Source organism: Klebsiella sp. Shm-1, from assembly GCF_040804525.1.
Classification (GTDB): Bacteria; Pseudomonadota; Gammaproteobacteria; order Enterobacterales; family Enterobacteriaceae; genus Klebsiella; species Klebsiella pneumoniae.
Window position 1 is genome coordinate 4,994,830 of the sequence record NZ_CP161823.1, and the last position, 23,408, is coordinate 5,018,237.

A 23,408-nucleotide genomic window follows, 5' to 3' on the forward strand; every position below is an offset into this window, starting at 1 on the left:
TCCTGTTATTCGCGCCAGAAAGTGGGGGTAAAGAGCACCAGTAAGGTGAACACTTCCAGACGACCAAACAGCATATTAGCAATCAGGATCCATTTCGCGACCGGGTTCATGGTGGCAAAGTTATCCGCGACGACGCCGAGCCCAGGCCCGAGGTTGTTCAATGTCGCCACCACGGAGGCGAAAGCAGAGAAGTCATCCACCCCGGTGGCGATAATCGCCAGCATACTAATGATAAAGACCAGCGCATAGGCGGAGAAGAATCCCCATACCGCTTCCAGAATACGTTCCGGCAGCGCGCGGTTACCTAATTTAATGCTATACACCGCATTCGGGTGCACCAGCCGCTTCAGCTCACGGTTGCCCTGCTTGAACAGCAACAGAATACGGATCACTTTTAATCCACCGCCCGTGGAGCCAGCGCAGCCGCCGATAAATGCGGAGCACAGCAACAGCACCGGAAGGAACAGCGGCCAGCGTGCAATACTATCGGTGGTGAACCCCGCGGTGGTCGCCATCGACACCACCTGGAAAAACGCCTGGTTCAGCGTCGTCAACACCGAGCCGTACACGTTATGAAGCCATAGCACCAGCGTACAGACGATGACCAGCGTCAACTGGACGCCAATGAACATCCTAAATTCGGGGTCGCGCCAGTACACCTTCAGGCTGCGTCCGCTCAACAACGAAAAATGCAGACCGTAATTACAGCCGGAGATCAGCAGGAAGATGGCAATGATGGAGTTGATCATCGGGCTGTTGAAATAGCCGACGCTGGCATCGTGAGTCGAGAAACCGCCGATGGCGATGGTGGCGAAACTGTGCCCGATCGCATCGAACGCCGGCATACCGGCAAACCAGAGCGCCAATGCGCAGGCGATTGTGAGTAACACATAGATGAGCCACAATGTCTTCGCCGTCTCGGCAATACGCGGACGCATCTTGTTATCCTTCAGCGGGCCGGGCATTTCCGCGCGGTAGAGCTGCATCCCCCCGACACCGAGGATAGGCAGAATCGCTACCGCCAGCACAATGATCCCCATGCCGCCGAACCACTGCAGCATCTGGCGATAAAAGAGGATAGCGTGCGGAAGCGAGTCCAGCCCCACCAGAGTGGTCGCCCCGGTCGTCGTCAGGCCGGAAAATGACTCGAAGAAGGCATCCGTCACCGTCAGGTTCGGCTGTTCGGAGAAGATAAAGGGCAAGGCCCCCACGCTCCCCAGCACGGTCCAGAACAGCACCACGATCAGAAACCCTTCACGAGATTTCAGTTCGCCTTTTTGCTTACGATTCGGCCACCACAGCATGGAGCCGATCGCCAGAGCGACAAAGAAGGTTTGAGTGAAGGCCCGTCCCGCGCCATCGCGATATATCAGGGCCACTAATCCCGGGACGATCATCGTCCCCGAAAACAAGATGACCAGCAGTCCAACGATTCGGGTTATGGCGCGAAAATGCATCTCTGGCGCTTCCTTTGATAGGCAAAAAACAGAGGGGATTATTCGTTAATCTTCAGTAATTGCAATGAACCACGACTAAAATCAGCCAGTCTTGCTGAAAAAGCCGCCACTTCGGCCTGGGGAAGCGCCACGCGCAGCCGAACTGACGCCAGATATTCGCTTTCAACGACGTTTCCGGAGAATTGGGCGAGCAGCGCTTCGACGCCGGCCAGTTGCCCATACTCACACTGCAAAGTATATGCCGTTAACGGCGTCTTGCGCAGCGTCGTCAGCTGCGCCAGCGCCTGATGCACCCCGCCGCCATAGGCCTTAACCAGACCGCCGGTGCCCAGCAGGATACCACCGTAGTAACGCACGACGACAGCGGTTATCTCGCCGACGCCGCTTCCCATCAGCTGCGCCAGCATCGGTTTACCCGCCGTTCCCGCCGGTTCGCCATCGTCTGAAAACCCCAGCTGTTGCGAATCATCAGGCGGCCCCGCGACCCACGCCACGCAGTGGTGGCGGGCATCAGGGTGATCCGCTCTGACGGACTCGACAAAAGCTTTTGCCGCCGCCACGCCGTCGGTATGCGCCAACAGCGTGATAAAACGGCTTTTTTTAATCTCCTCAACGACGGTAACCGGCGCCGCCGGGATTAACCAGCTCTCCATCAGGCCAGCTTCAGATCGCGCGTCATATTTTCGATACTGTTTTCGTGAATCACCACGTTATCTTCGATACGGATCCCACCGAACGGCTTCATGGCGTCAATTTTTTGCCAGTTAAAGTGCTTGCTGAACGGGCCTTCACGCCACGGCGCCAGTAACGACTCGATGAAGTAGATGCCGGGTTCAATAGTTAACACCATCCGCGGCTCGATAATACGGGTGCAGCGCAGATACGGGTATTTCGACGGCGCCGCCAGATGCGTACCGGTGTCATCCTGCATAAAGCCAGCGACATCATGCACCTGCAGACCCAGCGGATGGCCAATCCCGTGCGGCATAAACGGCCCGGTCAGGTCATTCTCCACCATCGCCTCTTCGCTCATGTCGGTAACCAACTGGTGTTTACGCAACAGCTTCGCGATACGCTGATGGAACTGGATATGGTAATCAATGTAACTGGTACCGGCCTTCATGGTACTAATCAGCGCCTGCTGCTCATCGTTAACGTCTTTGATCAGATGGGCAAAGTCGTTATCGCCGTGCGCCGCCCAGGTGCGCGTCAGATCTGCGGCATAGCCGTTATATTCCGCACCGGCGTCGAGCAGGAAACTGCGCATCTCCGCCGGGGCACGATGGTCCAGTTTGGTGTAGTGCAGGACGGAGGCATGCTCATTCAGCGCGACAATATTGCTGTAAGGCACGTCGGTATCACGATGGCCGGTGGCGGTGAGATAGGCCTGGTTGATATCGAATTCGCTCATCCCCGACTGGAAAGCTTCGTAGGCCGCACGATGACCATTCACCGCCGACTTCTGCGCTTCACGCATGCAGGCCAGCTCGTAATCGGTTTTGTAAGCCCGGTAGTAATGCAGGTAGTCGATAACCCCTTTCGGGTTGATCTTATCCGCGGCGATACCCAGGCCCAGCGCGCGCTCAGGCACCGGGCCGATATATCCAATATTACCGCGAGCGGCAGGCAGCTGGCTGCCGATGCCATCGGCCTTCGGTAGCGCGATCACGTCTATCTCTTCGGTCCAGAAAGAGGTCGGCAACGGCTCAACGTTATGCCAGTAATCTACCGGCAGATAGAACCACAGCTTCGGTTTATTCACACCGTCCACCAGCAGCCAGCAGTTAGGCACCTGAGTCACAGGCACCCAGGCTTTGAACTGCGGATTGACCTTGAACGGGTACGGATGGTCATCAAGGAAGACGTTAACCAGCTCGCCGGAGTGAATCAGCAGAGCATCCATTTGAAAACGGGCCAGGACGTCGCGGGTACGTTCTTGTAGGGTAACAATATGATTTTTATAGAGCGCGGCCAGGGATTCCATCTTTTATCCTTTGCTTTTATGGGATCGTGATACACCGCATCTTAGCACATCGACCTGCGTGCGGGTGATTTCCGCCGGATGTGATCCGACCAGCAATTATTTAAAGACTAATTTGCAATTCTTTAACATAAATTCCACACTCCGTTTCATCTGGTATGACCAGATCATATTGCTGGATTCAGGAGACTGACATGCTCTACAAAGGCGACACCCTGTACCTCGACTGGCTGGAAGATGGCATCGCCGAACTGGTGTTCGATGCCCCAGGTTCGGTCAACAAGCTTGATACCGCAACCGTAGCCAGCCTCGGTCATGCGCTGGACGTACTGGAAAAACAAAGCGATCTCAAAGGTCTGCTGCTGCGCTCTGAAAAAGCGGCATTTATCGTCGGCGCGGATATCACCGAATTCCTCTCGCTGTTCCTGGTCCCTGAGGAGCAGTTAAGCCAGTGGCTGCATTTTGCTAACAGCGTCTTCAATCGTCTGGAAGATCTCCCCGTCCCCACAATCTCTGCCGTCAATGGCTATGCGCTGGGCGGCGGTTGCGAATGCGTGCTGGCGACCGATTACCGCCTGGCGACGCCGGATCTGCGCATTGGGCTGCCGGAAACCAAGCTCGGCATTATGCCCGGCTTCGGCGGTTCCGTGCGTCTGCCGCGCCTGCTCGGCGCCGATAGCGCGCTGGAAATTATTGCCGCCGGGAAAGACGTCGGCGCCGATCAAGCACTGAAAATCGGCCTGGTGGATGGCGTGGTCGCTGCGGAAAAACTACGCGACGGCGCGCTGGCGATCCTACGTCAGGCCATGAATGGCGACCTGGACTGGAAAGCGAAACGTCAGCCGAAGCTGGAGCCGCTGAAGCTCAGCAAAATTGAAGCCGCCATGAGCTTCACGATTGCCAAAGGCATGGTCGCGCAAACCGCCGGGAAGCATTACCCGGCGCCGATCACCGCGGTCAAAACCATTGAAGCCGCCGCGCGTCTTGGTCGTGAAGAAGCCCTGGTGCTGGAAAATAAAAGCTTTGTCCCGCTGGCCCATACCAATGAGGCCCGCGCGCTGGTTGGTATCTTCCTGAACGACCAGTACGTCAAAGCGAAAGCGAAAAAGCTGACCAAAGATGTCGAGACGCCGAAGCATGCTGCCGTCCTGGGCGCTGGCATTATGGGCGGCGGTATCGCTTACCAGTCGGCCTGGAAGGGCGTGCCGGTGGTGATGAAAGACATCAGCGACAAATCGCTGACCCTGGGTATGACCGAAGCGGCGAAACTGCTGAATAAACAGCTGGAACGCGGCAAAATCGACGGTCTGAAGCTGGCCGGAGTGATTAGCACCATTCAGCCAACGCTGGAATACAGCGGTTTTGACCGCGTGGACGTCGTCGTTGAAGCGGTGGTGGAAAACCCGAAAGTGAAGAAAGCCGTACTAGCGGAAACCGAGTCAAAAGTGCGCCCGGATACCGTGCTGGCGTCCAACACCTCAACGATCCCCATCAGCGAGCTGGCCAGCGTTCTGCAGCGCCCGGAAAACTTCTGCGGTATGCACTTCTTTAACCCGGTGCATCGCATGCCGCTGGTTGAAGTGATCCGCGGCGAAAAAACCTCGGATAATACCATTGCCAAAGTGGTGGCCTGGGCCAGCAAAATGGGCAAAACGCCGATTGTGGTGAATGATTGTCCCGGCTTCTTCGTCAACCGGGTACTGTTCCCCTACTTCGCCGGCTTCAGCCAGCTGCTGCGCGACGGGGCGGACTTCCGCAAAGTCGACAAAGTGATGGAGAAACAGTTTGGCTGGCCGATGGGCCCGGCTTATCTGCTGGACGTGGTCGGCATCGATACCGCGCACCATGCTCAGGCGGTCATGGCGGCGGGCTTCCCGCAGCGGATGCAGAAAGATTATCGCGACGCCATCGACGCCCTGTTTGACGCCAACCGTTTCGGCCAGAAGAACGGCCTCGGCTTCTGGCGCTATAAAGACGACAGCAAAGGTAAGCCGAAGAAAGAAGAAGATGCTGCCGTCGACAGCCTGCTGGCCGACGTCAGCCAGCCGAAGCGCGATTTCAGCGATGAAGAGATTATCGCCCGCATGATGATCCCCATGGTTAACGAAGTCGTCCGCTGCCTGGAAGAAGGCATTATCGCCAGCCCGGCGGAAGCGGATATGGCGCTGGTATACGGCCTGGGCTTCCCTCCGTTCCACGGCGGCGCATTCCGCTGGCTGGACACCATCGGCAGCGCGAAGTATCTCGATATGGCGCAGCAATACCAGCACCTTGGCCCGCTGTATGAAGTGCCAGCCGGTCTGCGTGACAAAGCGCGCCATAACGAAGCGTATTATCCCCAGGTAGAGCCAGCCCGTCCGGTTGGCGCTCTGAAAACGGCTTAAGGAGTCACAATGGAACAGGTTGTCATTGTCGATGCAATTCGCACCCCGATGGGCCGTTCGAAGGGCGGCGCATTTCGCCACGTGCGCGCGGAAGACCTCTCCGCGCACCTGATGCGTAGCCTGCTGTCGCGCAATCCGTCGCTTGAGGCAAGCGCGATAGACGATATCTACTGGGGTTGCGTGCAGCAAACCCTCGAGCAGGGTTTTAACATCGCCCGAAACGCGGCGCTGCTGGCGGAGATCCCGCATTCGGTACCAGCAAATACGGTCAACCGTCTGTGCGGTTCTTCCATGCAGGCGCTGCACGATGCGGCCCGTATGATCATGACCGGCGATGCCAGCGTCTGCCTGATTGGCGGCGTCGAGCACATGGGCCATGTGCCAATGAGCCACGGCGTCGATTTCCATCCGGGCCTCAGCCGCAACGTGGCAAAGGCGGCAGGGATGATGGGGCTGACTGCGGAGATGCTGGCGCGTCTGCACGGTATTAGCCGCGAGATGCAGGATCAGTTCGCCGCGCGCTCTCACGCTCGTGCCTGGGCCGCAACCCAGTCCGGCGCATTCAAAGCGGAGATTATCCCCACCGGCGGCCACGATGCCGATGGCGTACTCAAGTCCTTTAACTATGACGAGGTGATCCGCCCGGAAACCACCGTCGAGACGCTGTCCACGCTTAAACCGGCGTTTGACCCGGTGACCGGTACGGTAACGGCGGGTACCTCTTCCGCCCTTTCCGATGGCGCAGCGGCGATGCTGCTGATGAGCGAAAGCCGCGCTCGCGAGCTGGGGCTGAAGCCGCGCGCTCGCGTCCGTTCAATGGCGGTGGTCGGCTGCGACCCGTCCATTATGGGTTATGGCCCGGTTCCGGCCTCAAAGCTGGCGCTGAAAAAAGCGGGCTTATCCACCAGTGATATCGACGTTTTTGAAATGAATGAAGCATTTGCCGCGCAGATCCTACCGTGTATTAAAGATCTGGGCTTAATGGAGCAGATCGATGAGAAGATCAACCTCAACGGCGGGGCGATCGCGCTCGGTCATCCGCTGGGCTGTTCCGGGGCGCGTATTAGCACCACGCTGATCAACCAGATGGAGCGCAAAGACGCTCAGTTCGGCCTCGCCACCATGTGTATCGGCCTGGGACAAGGGATCGCTACCGTGTTTGAGCGGGTTTAAGCGAAAGGGTATCTCAACGCCATTGCCACCAGAACCTGGCGGCTATGGCGAAGAGAGCAGGTTTAGTTGCCGTTCTTCCCGCCTGTCAGGGGCGGGTTTTTTATTTTCAGATAAACGCAAACGCATCGCCAAACAGGCGATCTTCACGCGCGCCGCGCTCGTTACAGAACAGGTCGCGAGCGATCTTGGCCATCTCAAAACGACCGGCAATGTAGATGTCATGCTCGGCCAGCGTACCGTAATCCTGCAGCACGGCGGTGAGTACCGTACCGGAGCGACCACGCCACCCTTCTTCCGGCTGTTCAACCACCGGCTCGATGCGCAGATTCGGATGCTTGATGCTTAACGCTTCCAGCTCGGCCAGATCGTACAGATGCTTAGCCTCGCGGCCGCCCCAATAAATGGCGATATCGCGATCCGGGTTACGCGCCAGCGCGCTTAACAGAATAGAACGCACATAAGAGAATCCGGTACCGCCGGCGATCAGAATCAGCGGGCGATCTTCGTCATCGCGCAGCCACGCTTCGCCATGCGGAATATCAACCTCAATTTCACGCTCTTTCAGAATGCGATCCATGACCGCCATCGCGTACAGATTGAGCTCCGAGGCGCCGATATGCAGCTCGATAAATTCCTGTTCCGCCGGCGTGGAAGCCATGGAGAACGGGCGCTTGTCGCGCTCATCCATTACCACCATCAGATACTGGCCGGCACGGAAGGAAAATGCCGCTTCCGGCACTAATCGAACACGATATACGGTATCGGTAATCGCCTCCACCGAGGTCACTTTACAGCTTAAGGTTGTCATGCGTCCCCTCTGTCGGGTCAATAGAGCAAAACAGCGGCGTTAGCCCCGCTTACTGTTGTTTAAAGATGGCCAGTTCATCCCAGATGGCGTCAATACGCGCCGTAACGGCAGGATCTTTTTTGATTGGGCGACCCCATTCACGCTGGGTTTCGCCAGGCCATTTGTTGGTGGCATCCAGCCCCATTTTTGAACCCAGGCCGGAAACCGGCGAGGCAAAATCCAGATAATCAATTGGCGTATTCTCTACCAGTACCGTATCACGAGCCGGGTCCATACGGGTAGTGATCGCCCAAATCACATCGTTCCAGTCGCGTGCATTGACGTCGTCATCGCAGACAATCACGAACTTGGTGTACATAAACTGGCGCAGGAACGACCAGACGCCCATCATTACGCGCTTGGCATGTCCCGCGTACTGTTTTTTCATGGTCACCACCGCCAGGCGATAGGAGCACCCTTCCGGCGGCAGATAGAAATCAACGATTTCCGGGAACTGCTTTTGCAGGATCGGCACAAAGACTTCATTCAGCGCCACGCCCAGCACCGCTGGCTCATCGGGCGGTCGGCCGGTATAGGTAGAATGATAAATCGCGTCTTCACGCTGGGTAATATGGGTTACCGTAAATACCGGGAAGCTGTCCACTTCATTATAGTAACCGGTGTGATCGCCATACGGGCCTTCCGGCGCCATTTCACCGGCCTCAATGTAGCCTTCTAGCACAATTTCCGCGCTGGCCGGCACTTCAAGGTCATTGGAAACGCACTTAACCACTTCGGTCTTGGTGCCGCGCAGCAGGCCTGCGAAAGCATATTCCGACAGGGTATCGGGCACCGGCGTCACCGCGCCAAGAATGGTTGCCGGATCGGCGCCAAGCGCCACGGAAACCGGGAAGCGTTCGCCCGGACGCGCCGCGCACCACTCCTGGAAATCCAGCGCGCCGCCGCGATGAGACAGCCAGCGCATAATCAGTTTGTTTTTGCCGATCAACTGCTGGCGATAAATCCCCAGGTTCTGCCGCTCTTTGTGCGGCCCGCGGGTTACCGTCAACCCCCAGGTGATCAGCGGCGCGGCATCTTCCGGCCAGCAGGTCATAATCGGGATTTTATTCAGGTCGACATCATCGCCCTGGATGATTTTTTGCTGACAGGGGGCGCCGCGCAGGCGTTTGGTCGGCATATTCAGCACTTGCTTGAACTGCGGCAGCTTATCAAACAGGTCGCGGAAGCCTTTTGGCGGCTCAGGTTCTTTCAGAAAGGCCAACAGTTTACCCACCTCGCGCAGCGAACTGACATCCTCCTGCCCCATCCCCAACGCCACGCGACGCGGCGTGCCGAACAGATTGCACAGCACCGGCATGGTGTAGCCTTTCGGATTCTCAAACAGCAGCGCCGGGCCGCCGGCGCGCAGAGTCCGGTCGGCAATTTCGGTGATTTCCAGGTGAGGATCGACCGGCAGAGTGATACGTTTTAGTTCGCCCTGTTGTTCCAGGAGTGTCAGAAAGTCGCGAAGATCGTGATATTTCATGGAAGTGTTATTGACCTCTCTACAGGCGGCTAATTATACGGTGTTCGACGGCGCGATGCTGTAATTTTGTTAAATTAGCGTGAAAGAACGCTGAAATTTGGATTTCAATTATAATGGCTTTCGCGATTACACCAGCCATTTGTTATGCTTGCCGTTATTAGAAGTGGAATGAGTCATTATGCAAGCCTGGTACTTACTGTATTGCAAACGTGGGCAGCTACAACGAGCCCAGGAACATCTGGAACGTCAGTCAGTTAACTGCCTGATGCCGACGATTGCGCTGGAAAAAATCATTCGCGGTAAACGCACCATGGTCAGCGAACCGTTGTTCCCGAACTACCTGTTTATTGAGTTCGATCCAGAGGTGATTCATACCACCACCATCAGCGCCACTCGCGGGGTTAACAACTTCGTGCGCTTTGGCGCCCTACCCGCTATCGTCCCCTCGGCGGTCATCCATCAGCTTTCTATCTACAAACCGGAAGGTATTACCGACCCGGAAACGCCGCATGAGGGCGATAGTGTGCTAATCACCGACGGCGCGTTTGAAGGCCTGGAGGCGATCTTCACCGAGCCCGACGGCGAAGCGCGCTCTATGTTGCTGTTAAACCTGCTGAATAAGCAAGTCCTGCAGAGCGTTAAAAATACCGACTTCCAGAAAATCTAAACGCCGTTAATGTCGACGCCAAACAGCGCCCTGACGTTTGCGTCCGTTTGCGCCTCCAGCCATTGCGCCTCCTCGCCGCGCCAGGCCGCGACGCTGGCCAGGATATGCGGCAAATACGCGGGCTCGTTACGCCGCGAGGCCGGTTTCGGCTTGAGGTCGCGCGGCAGCAGATAAGGCGCATCGGTCTCCAGCAGCAGACGTTCCGCCGGGATCGCCGGCAGCAGCTCGCGCAGCTCCAGTCCCCGCCGCTCATCGCATACCCAACCGGTAATACCAATAAACAGGCCCAGATCCAGGCATTCCTGCACCTCGCTGCGGCTGCCGGTAAAGCAGTGCAGCACCGCGCCCGGGATCTTCTCAAGCCAGGGTTTAAGCAGCGTCAGAAACCGATCGTGGGCGTCGCGGCAGTGCAAAAACACCGGCATCGACAGCTCAGCGGCCAGCGCCAGCTGGGCGCTGAACGCTACCTCCTGCTCGTGCGGCGTGGAAAAATTCCGGTTAAAATCCAGACCGCACTCGCCTATCGCCACCACCTGCGGCTCGCCGGCGAGGGTATAAATCGCCTCGGCGACCGCTGGCGTCCAGCTGCTACCGTCATGGGGATGAACCCCCGCCGTGGACCAGCAGCCGGAATAGCGGCTCGCCAGTTTCTGCGCCTGCTGGCTCTCCGCCAAATTTGTGCCGGTCAGCAGCATGCCGTTAACCCCCGCCGCCAGGGCGCGCGCCACTACCTCATCATGATCGCGGGAAAACTGCGAACTGGTCAGATTAACGCCGATATCAAACATGATCGCTCCCATATGCCAACCGCCCTGACGGGCGGTTGGCGGTATTACTCTTCTCTGTGCTCTGCGGCTTCAGCTTCGGCCGCGGCGTCGTCATCGCGCGTCAGGCGCTTCCCGGTGTAGAAGCGGGCGAAGAACACCCCGACTTCAAACAGACAGTACATCGGAATGGCCAGCAGCGTCTGCGAGAATACGTCCGGCGGCGTCAGCAGCATGCCCACCACGAAGGCACCCACCAGCACATACGGCCTTTTTTTACGCAAGTCTTCCGGCGTGGTAACGCCCATCCAGCAGAGCAACACAATGGCGACCGGCACCTCAAAGGAGACCCCGAATGCCATAAACAGCGCCATCACGAAGTCGAGATAGCTGCGAATATCGGTCGAGACCAGCACCCCTTCCGGCGCCGCATGGGTCAGGAAGCCGAACGCCAGCGGAAACACGACAAAATAGGCGAAAGCCATGCCGATATAGAACAGCAGGGTACTGGATACCAGTAAAGGCACCACTAGCCGGCGTTCGTGCTTATACAACGCCGGCGCGACGAAGGCCCATACCTGGTAAAGAATAATCGGCACCGACAGGATCACCGACACCATGAAGGTCAACTTTATCGGCGTAAAGAAAGGTGAAGCGACATCGGTGGCGATCATCGTCGCGCCCACAGGCATCTTACTGATAAGCGGGGCCGAGACCAGCTGGTAGATATCATTGGCGAAATAGACCAGCGCCAGGAAGATCACCAGAATAGCAATGATGCTGTTGAGCAGACGCTTGCGCAGCTCAATCAGATGCGAAATTAGCGGTTGTGTATCGTCTACGCCCATGTTTACGGTTTATCACTCGATGCGGGGGAAGAATGGGGAGCTGCCGCCGTAGCGGACGTTTTCTCTGCCTGAAGGTCAGCCGGTGAAGCAGATTGCTCGTCGGCAACGGGATCTGGCGCATGAGCCGGAGCGCTGGCTTGATGTTCTGCCGTCGCCGGCGTGACGTCCTGGCGCTGCGCTTCGCTGCCTTTGACCACCGGATTAAGGATGGTATTGGCTTCGTCGCTGGCTTTTTCGGGATCGTGGGCGCTATAGGAGCGCTTCATCGACTCCGCGGCCTCGCGCAGTTCATCCATCGAGGCTTTCAGCTCCGGCGTCAGGTTATTCAGGCTAGCCTTTTCCACCTTCTTCAGGCTCTCCTGGAACTCCTGCAGTTTTAGCTCCTGGGCCAGCTCATTTTGTACCGTGGTCGCCAGCGAGCGTAACGTACGGATCCAGCCAACTACCGTTTTAACCGCTACGGGAAGCCGCTGTGGCCCCAGAACAATGAGGCCAATCACAAACACCAGCAGTAGTTCACTAAAACCAATATCGAACACGAGTTACACCTGCTCTTTGTCGTGGCGTTTTGTCTCGTCTTTTTTTGCATCATCCTGTTTATCGGCGATGGTTTTCGCCGTGAAATCTGCGTCTGGCGCCGACTTTTCGGGTTTATCATCATCACTCATGGCTTTTTTAAAGCCTTTGATAGATGCCCCTAAGTCAGACCCCAGCGAGCTCAGCTTCTTCGTCCCAAAAAGCAGAACTACGATGACGACAACAATTAATAACTGCCAAATACTGATACCACCCATACACGTTCCCCTATGACAGATGATGAATTGTGTGGACGCATTATACACGCCATCCTGCGAGCCGCCTCTTCGTCAGGCCGCCGACATGATTTTGCGCAAATAAGCCTGCGTCATGAAGAGGCGAACCGATCAGTGGGTTTTCCGCCAGCCAATAAGCCAGGTCACCACACCGCCGGCCATCAGCCAACCGGGCATCATTCCCCACTCAGGGCGATGGATAAAGAGCAGCGTACCACTGAGCAATAAAACCGCGCCTATACCAAACAGGTAACGGGATTGGCCCTGGCGCACATGACGCACACGCATATCCCGCACAATAGTATCGACGCTGGTCTGCAGCTGTTTGCTCTGCTGCAGGCTCTGATACACCAGCTCAGGTATTTCCGGCATTCTTTCGATCCAGAACGGCGCTTTGTCTTTAAACGCGCGCACCAGCGCCGGAATGCCGACCTGATCTTTGATCCACGACTCGAGGAAAGGCTTCGCCGTTTTCCACAAGTCTAACTGAGGATAGAGCTGCCGGCCTACCCCTTCTACGTAAAGTAATGTCTTCTGTAGTAAAACGAGCTGCGGCTGGACTTCCATATTGAAACGCCGCGCGGTATTGAACAGATTAAGCAGCACGTGGCCGAAGGAGATCTCCGCCAGCGGCTTCTCAAAGATCGGCTCGCAGACCGTGCGGATCGCGAACTCAAACTCTTCAACGTTGGTATCGGGCGGAACCCAACCGGAATCGACGTGCAGCTCGGCAACTTTACGATAATCGCGGTTGAAAAAGGCGATAAAGTTTTCCGCCAGATAGCGCTTATCTTCTTTGTTCAGTGAGCCGACAATACCGCAGTCGATGCCGATATACTGCGGATCTTCCGGATGCTCGTAGCTGACGAATATGTTGCCAGGATGCATATCGGCATGGAAGAAGCTGTCGCGGAACACCTGGGTGAAGAAGACCTGCACGCCCCGCTCCGCCAGCAGCTGCATATTGGTGCCCTGGGCCTCCAGCGCCTCCACATCGGACACCGGGATACCGTAAATGCGCTCCATTACCATCATGCTTTCGCTGCAGTAGTCGGGGTACACCTCCGGCACGTACAGCATCGGGCTGTCTTCGAAATTACGCCGCAGCTGAATAGCGTTGGCGGATTCCCGCAGCAGGTTCAGCTCATCCAGCAGCGTTTTTTCATATTCACGAACTACCTCCTGCGGGCGCAGACGACGACCGTCAGGCAGCAGACGCGGTACCCAGCGCGCCAGGCGGTAGATGAGCTTCATGTCCGCTTTAATGATCGGCAAAATATCCGGGCGGATAACCTTGATCACCACCTCTTTGCCATTCTCTTTCAGACGCGCGGTATGCACCTGGGCGATGGACGCCGAGGCTAACGGCTCAACGGAGAAATCATCAAACCAGGTCTCGACCGGCAGCCCCCCCATCGCTTTCTCTATCTGCTGCTGCGCGAGCTTCCCTTCAAAGGGCGCCACGCGGTCCTGCAACAGCGCCAGCTGATCGGCAATATGCGGCGGAAAGAGATCCCGGCGGGTGGAAAGCATCTGGCCGAATTTTATCCACACCGGCCCCAGCTCCTGGAGCGCCAGCCGAAGGCGGGCGCCAAGAGGCTGATCCTGATGGCGGTTTGGCATCCAGAACAGCATCCGCCGCCAGATACGCAGCGGCAGCGTGATCCGCATTTTGGGGATGAGCTCATCGAGCCCGTAGCTCAAAAAGGTGTGGATGATGAAATACAGGCGCCGTAATTCTCCTGGCGTCATTTGCCCTCCAGCGTTTCCAGCCGTTTTTCCAGTGCGGCCAGCGCGCGCTCAATAGCCGTTGTCTCTTCAGCAAACCAGGCCAGCTCCAGCGGCCCCGGCGCCAGCCGCCACTCTTCAGTGATCGCTTCCGCGACATAGCGCTGCTGGCGTTCTGCGCCCTTCAGCAGAAACTGAGCGCCGCCGCGCAGGACTTTACCGACGCCTTCGGCCACAATATCGCCGGTATAGGGCGCCAGCAGTTCAGCGGGATCAAACTCTGCCAGGTCGCACAGGGAGACCATATTCTGCACCACCTGCAGATCGCCCTGCACTTCCAGATCACCGCTGCGAATAAGCGCCGTGAGCTGCTGACGATTGCGCAGTTTTGGCAGCACGCTGAGCCGGGTAATCACGGTACAATCGGCCTCTCCGTCCCAGGCGCTCAGGACGTCAACCTGGCGTTCGCTGAATACCAGCACCACGGGCGTGGCGAAATCCTGCAGCTGGACCCGCAATACCTTGCCCAACAGGCGCTGGCGAGCGGGTTTAAGCGCTTTGTCGCGCCAGAGGAAAGTATTCAGCGCCGTTTCAATGCCAGCGGTAACCAGGGGTGTGAAAGGCATAGCGTCCCTCCTGTCAGAACTTGTAACCGCGATGCAAAGCAACGATACCCGCCGTCAGGTTGTAGTAATCCACGTTTTCGAAGCCCGCATCCTGCATCATCCCTTTCAGGGTTTCCTGGTCCGGATGCATACGAATAGATTCCGCCAGGTAGCGATAGCTGTCGCCATCTTTTGCCACCAGCTCGCCCACCTTCGGCAGGATATGGAAGGAGTAAGCGTCGTAGGCTTTGCTCAGCGGTTCGATAATGGGTTTAGAAAACTCCAGCACCAGCAGACGTCCGCCCGGCTTCAGCACGCGGTACATCGAACGCAGCGCTTTCTCTTTGTCGGTCACGTTACGCAGACCGAAAGAGATGGTGATGCAGTCAAAGGTATTATCAGCAAAAGGCAGGGCTTCCGCGTTGGCCTGAACATACTCAACGTTGCCTACGATGCCGATATTGCGCAGCTTTTCGCGGCCCATTTTGAGCATAGAATCATTGATATCAGCAAGCATGACGCGGCCGGTTTCCCCTACCAGGCGGGAGAACTTGGCCGTCAAATCACCGGTACCGCCCGCCAGATCCAGCACGGTCTGCCCGCGACGTACGCCGCTGCAGTCGATGGTGAAACGCTTCCACAAACGATGGATCCCAAACGACATCAGGTCGTTCATCACATCATATTTTGCGGCGACAGAATGGAATACATGCGCCACCATATCTGCTTTCTGCTCTTTAGCGACCGTCTGAAAGCCAAAGTGCGTCGTTTCTTGTGAATCCTCAACCATCTCTATGCCTGCTTGCTTTTCAAGAAAATGTTCACTGAGTGTATCAGACTCAGCGCATTTCCCATACGTTTCAGCGTGGCGGAGCCGCCTCCCGGCTACGCACCGTCTCGGCAGAGTCGGGTGAAAATGCGTCATTTTCCGGCAGGTTATCCTCATCTTCGAGACGATATTGCTCGTCCTGAGCTGTAGCTTGTTCGACTAAATCAGGATTAATCCCGCGCTTGACCTCCACGCCCAGGCCGCGAAAGGCCTCCGCCTGAGCCAGCAGATTACCACGCCCGGAAGCGAGCTTTTTCATCGCCTGGCGATAGCTCTCTTGCGCCTTATCCAGGCTCTGGCCGATGGCAGACATATCATCCACAAACAGGCGCATTTTGTCGTAAAGGCGCCCCGCCCGCTCGGCAATCTTTTGCGCGTTACGACTCTGGTGCTCATAGCGCCACAGATTGGCGATAGTGCGCAGGGCTACCAGCAGCGTCGTCGGGCTGACCAGCATAATATTATTTTGCAACGCCTCGCTGATGAGCTCAGGCTGGCGATCGATGGCCAGCAGGAACGCCGGCTCAACGGGAATAAACATCAGCACATAGTCGAGCGAGCGCAGGCCAGGCAGCTGTTGATAATCCTTGCGTCCCAGCAGGCGAATATGGTTTCGCACCGAGGCAAGGTGTTCCTGCAGCGCGACTTCGCGGGTGTAGTCGTCTTCGGCGTTGAAATAGCGCTCATAGGCGACCAGGGTCATTTTGGCGTCGATCACCACGTCCTTACCCTGCGGCAGGCGCACGATAACGTCCGGCTGCATCCGCGAGCGGTTGTCGGTCTCAATACTGACCTGAGTCTGGTACTCATAGCCTTCGCGCAGGCCGGAGGCCTCCAGCACGCGGGTTAAGACCACTTCCCCCCAGTTGCCCTGAGTTTTGTTATCCCCCTTCAGCGCTTTGGTCAGGTTCAGCGCCTCCTGTGCCATCTGCGCGTTCAACTGCTGCAGATTGCGGATCTCATGCGCCAGGGTATGTCTTTCACGCGCCTCCTGGCCAAAGCTCTCCTGCACCTGGCGGCGGAACCCGTCCAGCTGTTCGCGTAGCGGCGTCAGCAGGCCATGCAGGCTCTGGCGGTTTTGCTCATCGACCCGCCGGTTGCTGTGTTCGAAAATACGGTTGGCGAGGTTTTCAAACTGCTCGCTAAGGCGCTGCTCGCTGTTCATCATCTGGCGGATCTTATCTTCCGCATGCAGCTGGGTGGATTCGAGCCGGGTGGTGACCTCACGGAGATCGGCCTCGAGCGAGGTATTGATATCCCGCAGGCTGCGCAGCTCGTTGTTCAGCAGCTCACACTCCTCACGCCAGTGGGCCTCCTGCGCCAGTTGCTGGCGGGCGGCGCTCAGCTCAATATCCAACTCTCGCCGTTCCTCGATGAGATCGGCCCGAATTTGATCGGCGCGCGCTTTGGTCGCCAGCCAGCCGACCATTAACCCGGCTGCCAGTGCGATAACCGCGCTGATAATAATGGAGAGATCCACGACGCCCCCTGCGATAACCTGATGACACAAAATAGAATTGTGCTGTACAAACGTCCAGTTTAAAAGGAATTTCCTGCGAGAGGCGACGCAAAAAAGAAAGGCCGGAGGATCCGGCCTGACAGGGAAAGTGTTGAGTTACAGCAGACGACGCGCCGCTTCCACGACGATTTTCACCGCGTGGCTTTCGGTTTGCTTCATGGTTTCGGCGTTAGGGATCTCTTGCTGGGTACGGTTCACGATAACCCCAGCCACCATCCCGGCGCGCAGGCCCTGGCTGGCGCACATGGTCAGCAGCGTGGCGGATTCCATTTCATAGTTCATCACGCCCATTGCCTGCCACTCTTCCATTGAGCCCTTGAAGCGGCTCACCACGCGGCCGGAGAAGGTGTCGTAACGCTCCTGGCCCGGGTAGAAGGTATCCGAGGAGGCAGTCACGCCGATATGGGTGGTGGCGCCGATTGATTTCGCCGCTTCCACCAGCGCGGTGGTACAGGCGAAGTCTGCGACGGCCGGGAACTCCATCGGCGCGAAGTGCAGGCTGGCGCCGTCCAGACGAACGGAGGCGGTAGTCACCAGCACATCGCCAACATTGATATGTGGCTGAATCGCGCCGGTGGTGCCGATACGCAGGAAGGTACGCACCCCCAGCTGCGCCAGCTCTTCCACGGCGATGGAAGTCGACGGGCCGCCGATGCCGGTAGAGCAGACGATCACTGGTTTGCCGTCCAGCTCCGCGCGCCAGGAGGTAAATTCGCGGTGAGATGCCAGTTTAACCGGCTTATCCATCAGCGCGGCGATCTTTTCCACACGCTCCGGATCGCCAGGGACGATAGCCAGCGTAGCCCCTTGTAAATCGTTCTTGGTGAGGCCGAGATGAAAAACATCAGACTTGGACATAAAAAACTCCTCTGTGGGTCGAATTATCAGCAGAAGCAAAACGGTACTGTACAGAAGCCCCTGGCAACATTTTGTGATGATAGTCACCAAGACCAATAATGATTGCAGTTGTTTTTCAGTAAATAGTGATACACATCACATTAACAAGTTATATTCATCATCACAGAACAAAAGATAGCCGCTTTCAGGCACTGTGCTTTATTACCGCACGAACTAAAGGTAAAGGGTCTATAGTTACTGATGCGCTAATAAATAAGGGTACGGAGAATACCATGACCACCACCAAGCAACCTGGATTCGCACCTGCAGCTTCACCACACGCCGCAACCGCCGTTCATACGCCGGAAGAGCATATTATCGCCGGAGAGACGTCGATTCCCTCTCAGGGTGAAAACATGCCGGCCTACCACGCCCGCCCGAAAAATGCCGACGGTCCGCTGCCGATCGTTATCGTGGTACAGGAAATTTTCGGCGTGCATGAACATATTCGCGATCTTTGTCGCCGCCTGGCACAGGAAGGCTATCTGGCTATCGCGCCTGAATTGTACTTCCGTCAGGGCGATCCGGATGAGTACCACGATATCCCGACCCTGTTCAAAGAGCTGGTCAGCAAGGTGCCGGACGCGCAGGTGCTGGCGGATCTCGACCACGTCGCCAGCTGGGCGGCGCGCCACGGCGGCGATGCCCATCGTCTGCTGATCACCGGCTTCTGCTGGGGCGGACGCATTACCTGGCTGTATGCCGCGCATAACCCGCAGCTTAAAGCGGCAGTGGCCTGGTACGGTAAGCTGGTGGGAGAAAAATCACTGAATTCGCCGAAGCACCCGGTAGATATCGCCGTCGATCTCAACGCCCCGGTGCTTGGTCTGTACGGCGCTAAAGACGCCAGCATTCCGCAGGACACCGTCGAGACTATGCGTCAGGCGCTGCGGGCAGCCAACGCCACGGCGGAAATCGTGGTGTATCCCGAAGCCGATCATGCCTTTAACGCCGACTATCGCGCCAGCTATCATGAAGAGTCAGCCAAAGATGGCTGGCAGCGGATGCTCGCCTGGTTTGCTCAGTATGGCGGTAAAAAAGGGTAATCGCCCTAAGCATGAAAAAAGGAGGCAAATGCCTCCTTTTTGATTTTTCGCGTAACGATTAGGCGGACTGGCGCAGATTTCGCGCCGCTTGCACCATATTCGCCAGCGCGGCGCGGGTTTCCGGCCAGCCGCGAGTTTTCAGGCCGCAGTCCGGGTTAACCCACAGTCGCTCCACCGGGATACGCTGCGCAGCTTTCTTCAGCAGCGCTTCGATCCACTCCACGCTCGGCACGTTTGGCGAGTGAATATCATATACTCCCGGCCCGATCTCATTGGGGTACTCGAACGCTTCGAACGACTCCAGCAGCTCCATATCGGACCGCGAGGTTTCAATGGTGATCACGTCAGCGTCCAGCGCGGCAATGGAGTCCATGATGTCATTGAACTCGCAATAGCACATGTGAGTATGGATCTGCGTGTCGTCTTTGGCGACCGCAGCATTAAGGCGGAAGGCTTCCACACCCCACTGCAGATAGGCATCCCAGTCGCTGCGCTTCAGCGGTAACCCTTCGCGCAGCGCCGGCTCATCAATCTGGATGATGCCGATCCCCGCCGCCTCCAGATCCGCCACTTCATCACGCAGGGCCAGCGCAATCTGTTTCGCGATGGTTTCACGGCTGACATCCTCCCGCGGGAAGGACCAGCACAGAATGGTCACCGGTCCAGTGAGCATCCCTTTCACCGGCTTGTCGGTCAGCGACTGCGCGTACTTCGCCCAGTCGACGGTGATCGCCTGCGGACGGCTGACGTCGCCGATCACCACCGGCGGCTTCACGCAGCGGGAACCATAGCTCTGCACCCAGCCGTTTTGCGTGAAGATAAAACCGTCCAGATGTTCGCCGAAGTATTCCACCATGTCGTTCCGCTCGGCCTCCCCGTGCACCAGTACGTCTAAACCTAACCGCTCCTGCTCGACGATCGCCTGCTTAATATGTTCCGCAATCCCCGTCCGATAATGACTGGCGTCAAGGTTACCCTTTTTGAAGTCCAGGCGCAGGCCGCGGATCTCGGTCGTTTGCGGGAATGACCCGATGGTGGTGGTCGGCCATTTCGGCAGGTTAAAGCGCTGGCGCTGTGCCTGCGCGCGAACCTCATAGGGGCTGGCGCGCTGGCTGTCCTGAGCAGTGATCGCCGCCAGCCGTTTTTCCACCTCCGCGTTGTGCACGCGGGTCGAATGGCGACGGGCCTGGATTGGCGCGCTCCACTCGGTAATCGCCGCCGTATCGCCGCTGTTCAGCGCATCGCGCAGCAGCGCCAGCTCACCGCATTTCTGCAGCGCGAAGGCAAACCAGCTCTTCACTTCCGCATCAAGGCGCGTCTCCACGCTTAGATCGATCGGGCTATGCAGCAGAGAGCAGGATGACGCGACCCATAGCTCGCGCTTACCGACGAGGTCTTTAATTTGCGCATACTTTTCGGTGAGATCGGCGCGCCAGACGTTACGCCCATTGATCAAGCCCGCGGACAGCAGCCAGTCGGCCGGCAGGCGGTTGTGCAGTTCGGCAACATCATCTTTGCCGTGCACCAGATCGACGTGCAGCCCCTGGACCGGTAGCGCAGCAATGGTCGCGAGATTGTCGCTAACGCCTTCAAAATAGGTAGTCAGCAGCAGCTTCACCTGGCCCTGCAGGGCGTCATAAGCCGGTTGAAAGGCCTCCAGCCACGCTGGCGGCAGCTCCAGCACCAGCGCCGGTTCATCAATCTGCACCCAATCGATGCCGCGCTTCGCCAGTTCGGCCAGCACCTGCTGGTAAACCGGCAGGATGGCATTCAGCAGGGTCAGGCGGTCAAACGGTTCACCTTTCACTTTACCCAGCCACAGATAGGTTACCGGCCCCAGCAGCACGGGCTTGATCTTGTGGCCCAGCGCCAGCGCTTCGTCTACTTCATCCAGCAGTTGGGTCCAGCTCAGTTTGAACTGCTGGCCCTTCACGAACTCCGGCACCATATAGTGATAGTTGGTGTTAAACCATTTGGTCATTTCCGCAGCGGCGGCCGGTTCGCCAGTCGGCGCGCGGCCGCGGCCAATGCGGAACAGGGTATCGATGTCGATGGATCCGTCTTTGTTCTGATGACGAGCCGGCACGTTGCCAAGCAGCAGGCTGGTAGTCAGAACATGGTCGTACCAGGCGAAATCCCCCACCGGCAGCAGATCAACGCCCGCCTGTTTCTGCTGCTCCCAGTGACGGGCGCGCAGCTCACGGCCTACCGCCAGCAGTTCCTCGCGAGTGGCGTTGCCCGCCCAGTAGCTCTCTTGCGCTTTTTTCAGCTCGCGGCGCAGGCCAACGCGAGGAAAACCGAGGGTGTGGTTAATAATTGTCATTTTTGTTCCTCTCTTATTTCATTGAATCTGAAGAAAAAATCTCAATAGTTCGGCTTGCCGGAAGGCGGCAACGATGCGCATCCCCAGGAGCTTACTGAAGGAAGTGACTGGGGTAAGCAAGGCAGCCAACGCATCTGCAAGTCGAAATATGACGAGTTTTAGACGTCCAGATGTTTACACATCCATAATTGACAGTTACTGTATATTCCTCAAGCGCAAATTGCTCATGGCGAAGTGAAGGACTTTCATGATCGAAATTAAACATCTGAAAACGCTGCAAGCGTTGCGGAACAGCGGTTCACTGGCGGGTGCGGCAGCGGCCCTGCACCAGACCCAGTCCGCCTTGTCTCACCAGTTCAGCGATCTGGAACAGCGCCTTGGCTTTCGTCTCTTTGTGCGTAAGAGCCAGCCGCTGCGTTTTACTCCTCAGGGGGAAATCCTCTTACAGCTGGCCAACCAGGTGCTGCCGCAGATCGCTCGTGCCCTGCAGGACTGTAACGAACCACAGCAGACCCGGCTGAGGCTGGCTATCGAATGTCACAGCTGTATTCAGTGGCTGACGCCGGCGCTGGAGAATTTCCGCGCCCGCTGGCCACATGTGGAGGTCGACTTCCATTCCGGCGTCACCTTCGACCCACAGCCTGCGCTACAGCAGGGTGAACTGGATCTGGTGATGACCTCCGATATTCTGCCGCGCAGCGGCCTGCACTACTCGCCGATGTTTGATTTTGAGGTGCGTCTGGTGCTGGCGCCCGAGCATCCGTTAGCTATGAAGACGCTGGTTACCCCGGAGGATCTGGCCGCGGAAACGCTGTTGATTTATCCCGTGCAGCGCGGGCGCCTCGATATCTGGCGCCACTTCCTGCAGCCGGCCGGCATCAGCCCGCAGCTGAAAAGCGTCGATAACACGCTGTTGTTGATTCAGATGGTGGCTGCCCGGATGGGCATCGCCGCGCTGCCGCACTGGGTGGTGGAAAGCTTTGAACGCCAGGGCCTGGTGGTCACCAAAACCCTGGGTGAGGGATTATGGAGCCGGTTGTACGCGGCCGTTCGCGATGGCGAACAGCGTCAACCGGTCACCGAAGCGTTTATTCGCTCTGCGCGGAACCACGCCTGCGATCATCTGCCGTTTGTCCGGAGTGCGGAGCGACCCAGCGGCGATGGACCCACAGCGAGGCCAGGATCACCAACGCTCCGCTAATAAAGCTCGGCCAGTGCGGCTGCTCCTGCCAGATGGCAAGGTTAACCAGCAGCCCGGCGGGGACATGGACGTTATTCATGATCCCCAGCGTGCCGGCATCCACCTGGGTGGCGCCATAGTTCCACATAAAGTAACCCAGCCCGGAAGCCACCACGCCGAGCCACACCAGCACGCTCCACTGCAGCGTGGTGGTCGGCAGCTTCTGGGCGTTGCCGAGCATAAACCACGCCGCCACCGCCACGATAAAGGCCCCGACATAGAACCAGGCAAAGGCATTGTGCTGCGGCATCGGACGCACCTCCATCAGACGCTTATACCCCACCATACCGATGGCGAAGCAGAGGTTTGACAGCTGTACCAGTAACAGCCCGGTCCAGAAATGATCGCTGACTTTGTCATAGCGGATAATCGCCGCCCCCAGCACCGCCAGCGCGGCACTCAGCAGATAGCCCCAGCGCAGCTTACGTCCGCTGAGCAGGTCGTAGATCAGTGTGATATACAGGGGAGTAAACACGGTAAACAGCAGAAATTCCGAGACCGTAAGATAGAGATAGGCGCGGAAAGCCAGCAGGTACATGATGCCTAGCTGCATCGCGCCCACCAGCATATAGAGCACGATCGTGCGCGGAGACTGGCCGCGCGTGCGCAGGAAAGGCAGGAACACCAGCGCCGCCAGGCCCACGCGCATCAGCACCGAAAAATAGCTGTCGACGCTACCGGCCAGGTATTCGCCAATCAGGCTAAAAGAAAAGGCCCACAGGATAGTGGTGATAATTAACAGCGCCACAATGGTCGTCTCGTTGGATAAAGAACAGGCATTGTAGCGAAGAGTCTGGTTGAC

The 23,408-nt window shown here is 57.5% G+C and carries 21 protein-coding genes; 5 read left to right on the forward strand and 16 right to left on the reverse strand.

All coding sequences use genetic code 11. The features are described from left to right. Positions 1 to 5: 5 nt before the first annotated feature. The 3 genes from trkH to pepQ are packed head-to-tail and all read right to left on the reverse strand — an operon-like array spanning position 6 to position 3,441. On the reverse strand, positions 6 to 1,457 hold the full coding sequence (gene trkH, locus AB1E37_RS24350; protein WP_002883450.1) for a Trk system potassium transporter TrkH: 1,452 nt from the start codon (positions 1,455 to 1,457) through the stop codon (positions 6 to 8). A 38-nt stretch (positions 1,458 to 1,495) separates the two neighbouring features. Continuing rightward, positions 1,496 to 2,110, reverse strand: coding sequence for an IMPACT family protein (locus AB1E37_RS24355; protein WP_002883449.1), 615 nt, complete (start codon positions 2,108 to 2,110; stop codon positions 1,496 to 1,498). Then, the gene (gene pepQ / locus AB1E37_RS24360) at positions 2,110 to 3,441 is read right to left on the reverse strand and encodes a Xaa-Pro dipeptidase (RefSeq protein ID WP_004152060.1); all 1,332 of its coding nucleotides are present in this window, start codon (positions 3,439 to 3,441) and stop codon (positions 2,110 to 2,112) included. Before pepQ ends, AB1E37_RS24355 begins: the two co-directional genes overlap by 1 nt. Positions 3,442 to 3,632: 191 nt before the next feature. Between pepQ and fadB the strand changes: the two genes are divergently transcribed. Further along, positions 3,633 to 5,822, forward strand: a complete 2,190-nt coding sequence (fadB, locus tag AB1E37_RS24365) for a fatty acid oxidation complex subunit alpha FadB (RefSeq protein WP_004901902.1) — start codon at positions 3,633 to 3,635, stop codon at positions 5,820 to 5,822. Between the two features lie 9 nt (positions 5,823 to 5,831). Beyond that, positions 5,832 to 6,995 (forward strand): acetyl-CoA C-acyltransferase FadA, encoded by a 1,164-nt coding sequence (gene fadA, locus AB1E37_RS24370; RefSeq protein ID WP_004150456.1) that lies wholly within the window; start codon positions 5,832 to 5,834, stop codon positions 6,993 to 6,995. 106 nt (positions 6,996 to 7,101) lie between these two features. On the opposite strand, the gene fre is transcribed toward fadA, so the two are convergent. Further along, the gene (fre, locus tag AB1E37_RS24375) at positions 7,102 to 7,803 is read right to left on the reverse strand and encodes an NAD(P)H-flavin reductase (protein WP_002883448.1); all 702 of its coding nucleotides are present in this window, start codon (positions 7,801 to 7,803) and stop codon (positions 7,102 to 7,104) included. Between the two features lie 49 nt (positions 7,804 to 7,852). Beyond that, positions 7,853 to 9,328 (reverse strand): 4-hydroxy-3-polyprenylbenzoate decarboxylase, encoded by a 1,476-nt coding sequence (gene ubiD / locus AB1E37_RS24380; protein ID WP_004146456.1) that lies wholly within the window; start codon positions 9,326 to 9,328, stop codon positions 7,853 to 7,855. Between the two features lie 178 nt (positions 9,329 to 9,506). Here ubiD and rfaH point away from each other — a divergent pair, with 178 nt between their 5' ends. After that, the gene (gene rfaH, locus AB1E37_RS24385) at positions 9,507 to 9,995 is read left to right on the forward strand and encodes a transcription/translation regulatory transformer protein RfaH (RefSeq protein WP_002883430.1); all 489 of its coding nucleotides are present in this window, start codon (positions 9,507 to 9,509) and stop codon (positions 9,993 to 9,995) included. Here rfaH and tatD read toward each other — a convergent pair. The 9 genes from tatD to udp all read right to left on the reverse strand — a co-directional run bounded on the left by tatD (position 9,992) and on the right by udp (position 17,958). Continuing rightward, the gene (gene tatD / locus AB1E37_RS24390; protein WP_004146458.1) at positions 9,992 to 10,795 is read right to left on the reverse strand and encodes a 3'-5' ssDNA/RNA exonuclease TatD; all 804 of its coding nucleotides are present in this window, start codon (positions 10,793 to 10,795) and stop codon (positions 9,992 to 9,994) included. The genes rfaH and tatD overlap by 4 nt on opposite strands. A gap of 32 nt (positions 10,796 to 10,827) precedes the next feature. Then, positions 10,828 to 11,607 carry a Sec-independent protein translocase subunit TatC gene (gene tatC / locus AB1E37_RS24395; protein ID WP_002883427.1) on the reverse strand — a complete coding sequence of 260 codons (780 nt, stop codon included), beginning with the start codon at positions 11,605 to 11,607 and terminating at the stop codon, positions 10,828 to 10,830. Between the two features lie 2 nt (positions 11,608 to 11,609). Continuing rightward, positions 11,610 to 12,146 (reverse strand): Sec-independent protein translocase protein TatB, encoded by a 537-nt coding sequence (tatB, locus tag AB1E37_RS24400; RefSeq protein ID WP_004181653.1) that lies wholly within the window; start codon positions 12,144 to 12,146, stop codon positions 11,610 to 11,612. Positions 12,147 to 12,149: 3 nt separating this feature from the next. Then, positions 12,150 to 12,401, reverse strand: coding sequence for a Sec-independent protein translocase subunit TatA (gene tatA / locus AB1E37_RS24405; RefSeq protein ID WP_002883425.1), 252 nt, complete (start codon positions 12,399 to 12,401; stop codon positions 12,150 to 12,152). 129 nt (positions 12,402 to 12,530) lie between these two features. Further along, positions 12,531 to 14,171 (reverse strand): ubiquinone biosynthesis regulatory protein kinase UbiB, encoded by a 1,641-nt coding sequence (gene ubiB / locus AB1E37_RS24410; RefSeq protein WP_002883424.1) that lies wholly within the window; start codon positions 14,169 to 14,171, stop codon positions 12,531 to 12,533. Further along, complete coding sequence (locus AB1E37_RS24415; protein ID WP_002883422.1) at positions 14,168 to 14,773, reverse strand: SCP2 domain-containing protein; 606 nt, start codon at positions 14,771 to 14,773, stop codon at positions 14,168 to 14,170. The genes ubiB and AB1E37_RS24415 overlap by 4 nt, the downstream gene beginning before the upstream one ends. 13 nt (positions 14,774 to 14,786) lie before the next feature. Beyond that, complete coding sequence (gene ubiE, locus AB1E37_RS24420; RefSeq protein ID WP_002883421.1) at positions 14,787 to 15,542, reverse strand: bifunctional demethylmenaquinone methyltransferase/2-methoxy-6-polyprenyl-1,4-benzoquinol methylase UbiE; 756 nt, start codon at positions 15,540 to 15,542, stop codon at positions 14,787 to 14,789. Between the two features lie 70 nt (positions 15,543 to 15,612). Further along, complete coding sequence (gene rmuC, locus AB1E37_RS24425) at positions 15,613 to 17,061, reverse strand: DNA recombination protein RmuC (protein WP_002883420.1); 1,449 nt, start codon at positions 17,059 to 17,061, stop codon at positions 15,613 to 15,615. A gap of 135 nt (positions 17,062 to 17,196) precedes the next feature. Further along, entirely contained in the window at positions 17,197 to 17,958 is a 762-nt protein-coding gene (gene udp / locus AB1E37_RS24430; protein WP_002883419.1) for a uridine phosphorylase, read from the reverse strand. Positions 17,959 to 18,230: 272 nt separating this feature from the next. Here udp and AB1E37_RS24435 point away from each other — a divergent pair, with 272 nt between their 5' ends. Continuing rightward, the gene (locus tag AB1E37_RS24435) at positions 18,231 to 19,043 is read left to right on the forward strand and encodes a dienelactone hydrolase family protein (protein ID WP_004901889.1); all 813 of its coding nucleotides are present in this window, start codon (positions 18,231 to 18,233) and stop codon (positions 19,041 to 19,043) included. Positions 19,044 to 19,101: 58 nt separating this feature from the next. Here AB1E37_RS24435 and metE read toward each other — a convergent pair whose 3' ends face one another. Continuing rightward, positions 19,102 to 21,366 (reverse strand): 5-methyltetrahydropteroyltriglutamate--homocysteine S-methyltransferase, encoded by a 2,265-nt coding sequence (gene metE / locus AB1E37_RS24440; RefSeq protein ID WP_002883416.1) that lies wholly within the window; start codon positions 21,364 to 21,366, stop codon positions 19,102 to 19,104. 247 nt (positions 21,367 to 21,613) lie between these two features. Here metE and metR point away from each other — a divergent pair, with 247 nt between their 5' ends. Then, positions 21,614 to 22,567 (forward strand): HTH-type transcriptional regulator MetR, encoded by a 954-nt coding sequence (gene metR, locus AB1E37_RS24445; RefSeq protein ID WP_002883415.1) that lies wholly within the window; start codon positions 21,614 to 21,616, stop codon positions 22,565 to 22,567. Here metR and AB1E37_RS24450 read toward each other — a convergent pair. Next, a complete protein-coding gene (locus tag AB1E37_RS24450; protein WP_002883414.1) occupies positions 22,455 to 23,354 on the reverse strand; it encodes a carboxylate/amino acid/amine transporter in 900 nt (299 codons plus the stop codon). The two genes, metR and AB1E37_RS24450, sit on opposite strands and share 113 nt — an antisense overlap. Between the last annotated feature and the right edge of the window lie 54 nt (positions 23,355 to 23,408).

Bases quoted from the DNA above. Each gene is read 5' to 3' on its own strand.
- pepQ (WP_004152060.1), bottom strand. From the start codon at position 3,441: ATGGAATCCCTGGCCGCGCTCTATAAAAATCATATTGTTACCCTACAA.
- tatD (WP_004146458.1), bottom strand. From the start codon at position 10,795: ATGGGAGCGATCATGTTTGATATCGGCGTTAATCTGACCAGTTCGCAG.
- ubiB (WP_002883424.1), bottom strand. From the start codon at position 14,171: ATGACGCCAGGAGAATTACGGCGCCTGTATTTCATCATCCACACCTTT.
- trkH (WP_002883450.1), bottom strand. From the start codon at position 1,457: ATGCATTTTCGCGCCATAACCCGAATCGTTGGACTGCTGGTCATCTTG.
- ubiD (WP_004146456.1), bottom strand. From the start codon at position 9,328: ATGAAATATCACGATCTTCGCGACTTTCTGACACTCCTGGAACAACAG.
- fre (WP_002883448.1), bottom strand. From the start codon at position 7,803: ATGACAACCTTAAGCTGTAAAGTGACCTCGGTGGAGGCGATTACCGAT.
- tatA (WP_002883425.1), bottom strand. From the start codon at position 12,401: ATGGGTGGTATCAGTATTTGGCAGTTATTAATTGTTGTCGTCATCGTA.
- rfaH (WP_002883430.1), top strand. From the start codon at position 9,507: ATGCAAGCCTGGTACTTACTGTATTGCAAACGTGGGCAGCTACAACGA.
- fadB (WP_004901902.1), top strand. From the start codon at position 3,633: ATGCTCTACAAAGGCGACACCCTGTACCTCGACTGGCTGGAAGATGGC.
- AB1E37_RS24435 (WP_004901889.1), top strand. From the start codon at position 18,231: ATGACCACCACCAAGCAACCTGGATTCGCACCTGCAGCTTCACCACAC.
- AB1E37_RS24355 (WP_002883449.1), bottom strand. From the start codon at position 2,110: ATGGAGAGCTGGTTAATCCCGGCGGCGCCGGTTACCGTCGTTGAGGAG.
- AB1E37_RS24415 (WP_002883422.1), bottom strand. From the start codon at position 14,773: ATGCCTTTCACACCCCTGGTTACCGCTGGCATTGAAACGGCGCTGAAT.
- ubiE (WP_002883421.1), bottom strand. From the start codon at position 15,542: ATGGTTGAGGATTCACAAGAAACGACGCACTTTGGCTTTCAGACGGTC.
- metR (WP_002883415.1), top strand. From the start codon at position 21,614: ATGATCGAAATTAAACATCTGAAAACGCTGCAAGCGTTGCGGAACAGC.
- udp (WP_002883419.1), bottom strand. From the start codon at position 17,958: ATGTCCAAGTCTGATGTTTTTCATCTCGGCCTCACCAAGAACGATTTA.
- fadA (WP_004150456.1), top strand. From the start codon at position 5,832: ATGGAACAGGTTGTCATTGTCGATGCAATTCGCACCCCGATGGGCCGT.
- metE (WP_002883416.1), bottom strand. From the start codon at position 21,366: ATGACAATTATTAACCACACCCTCGGTTTTCCTCGCGTTGGCCTGCGC.
- tatC (WP_002883427.1), bottom strand. From the start codon at position 11,607: ATGGGCGTAGACGATACACAACCGCTAATTTCGCATCTGATTGAGCTG.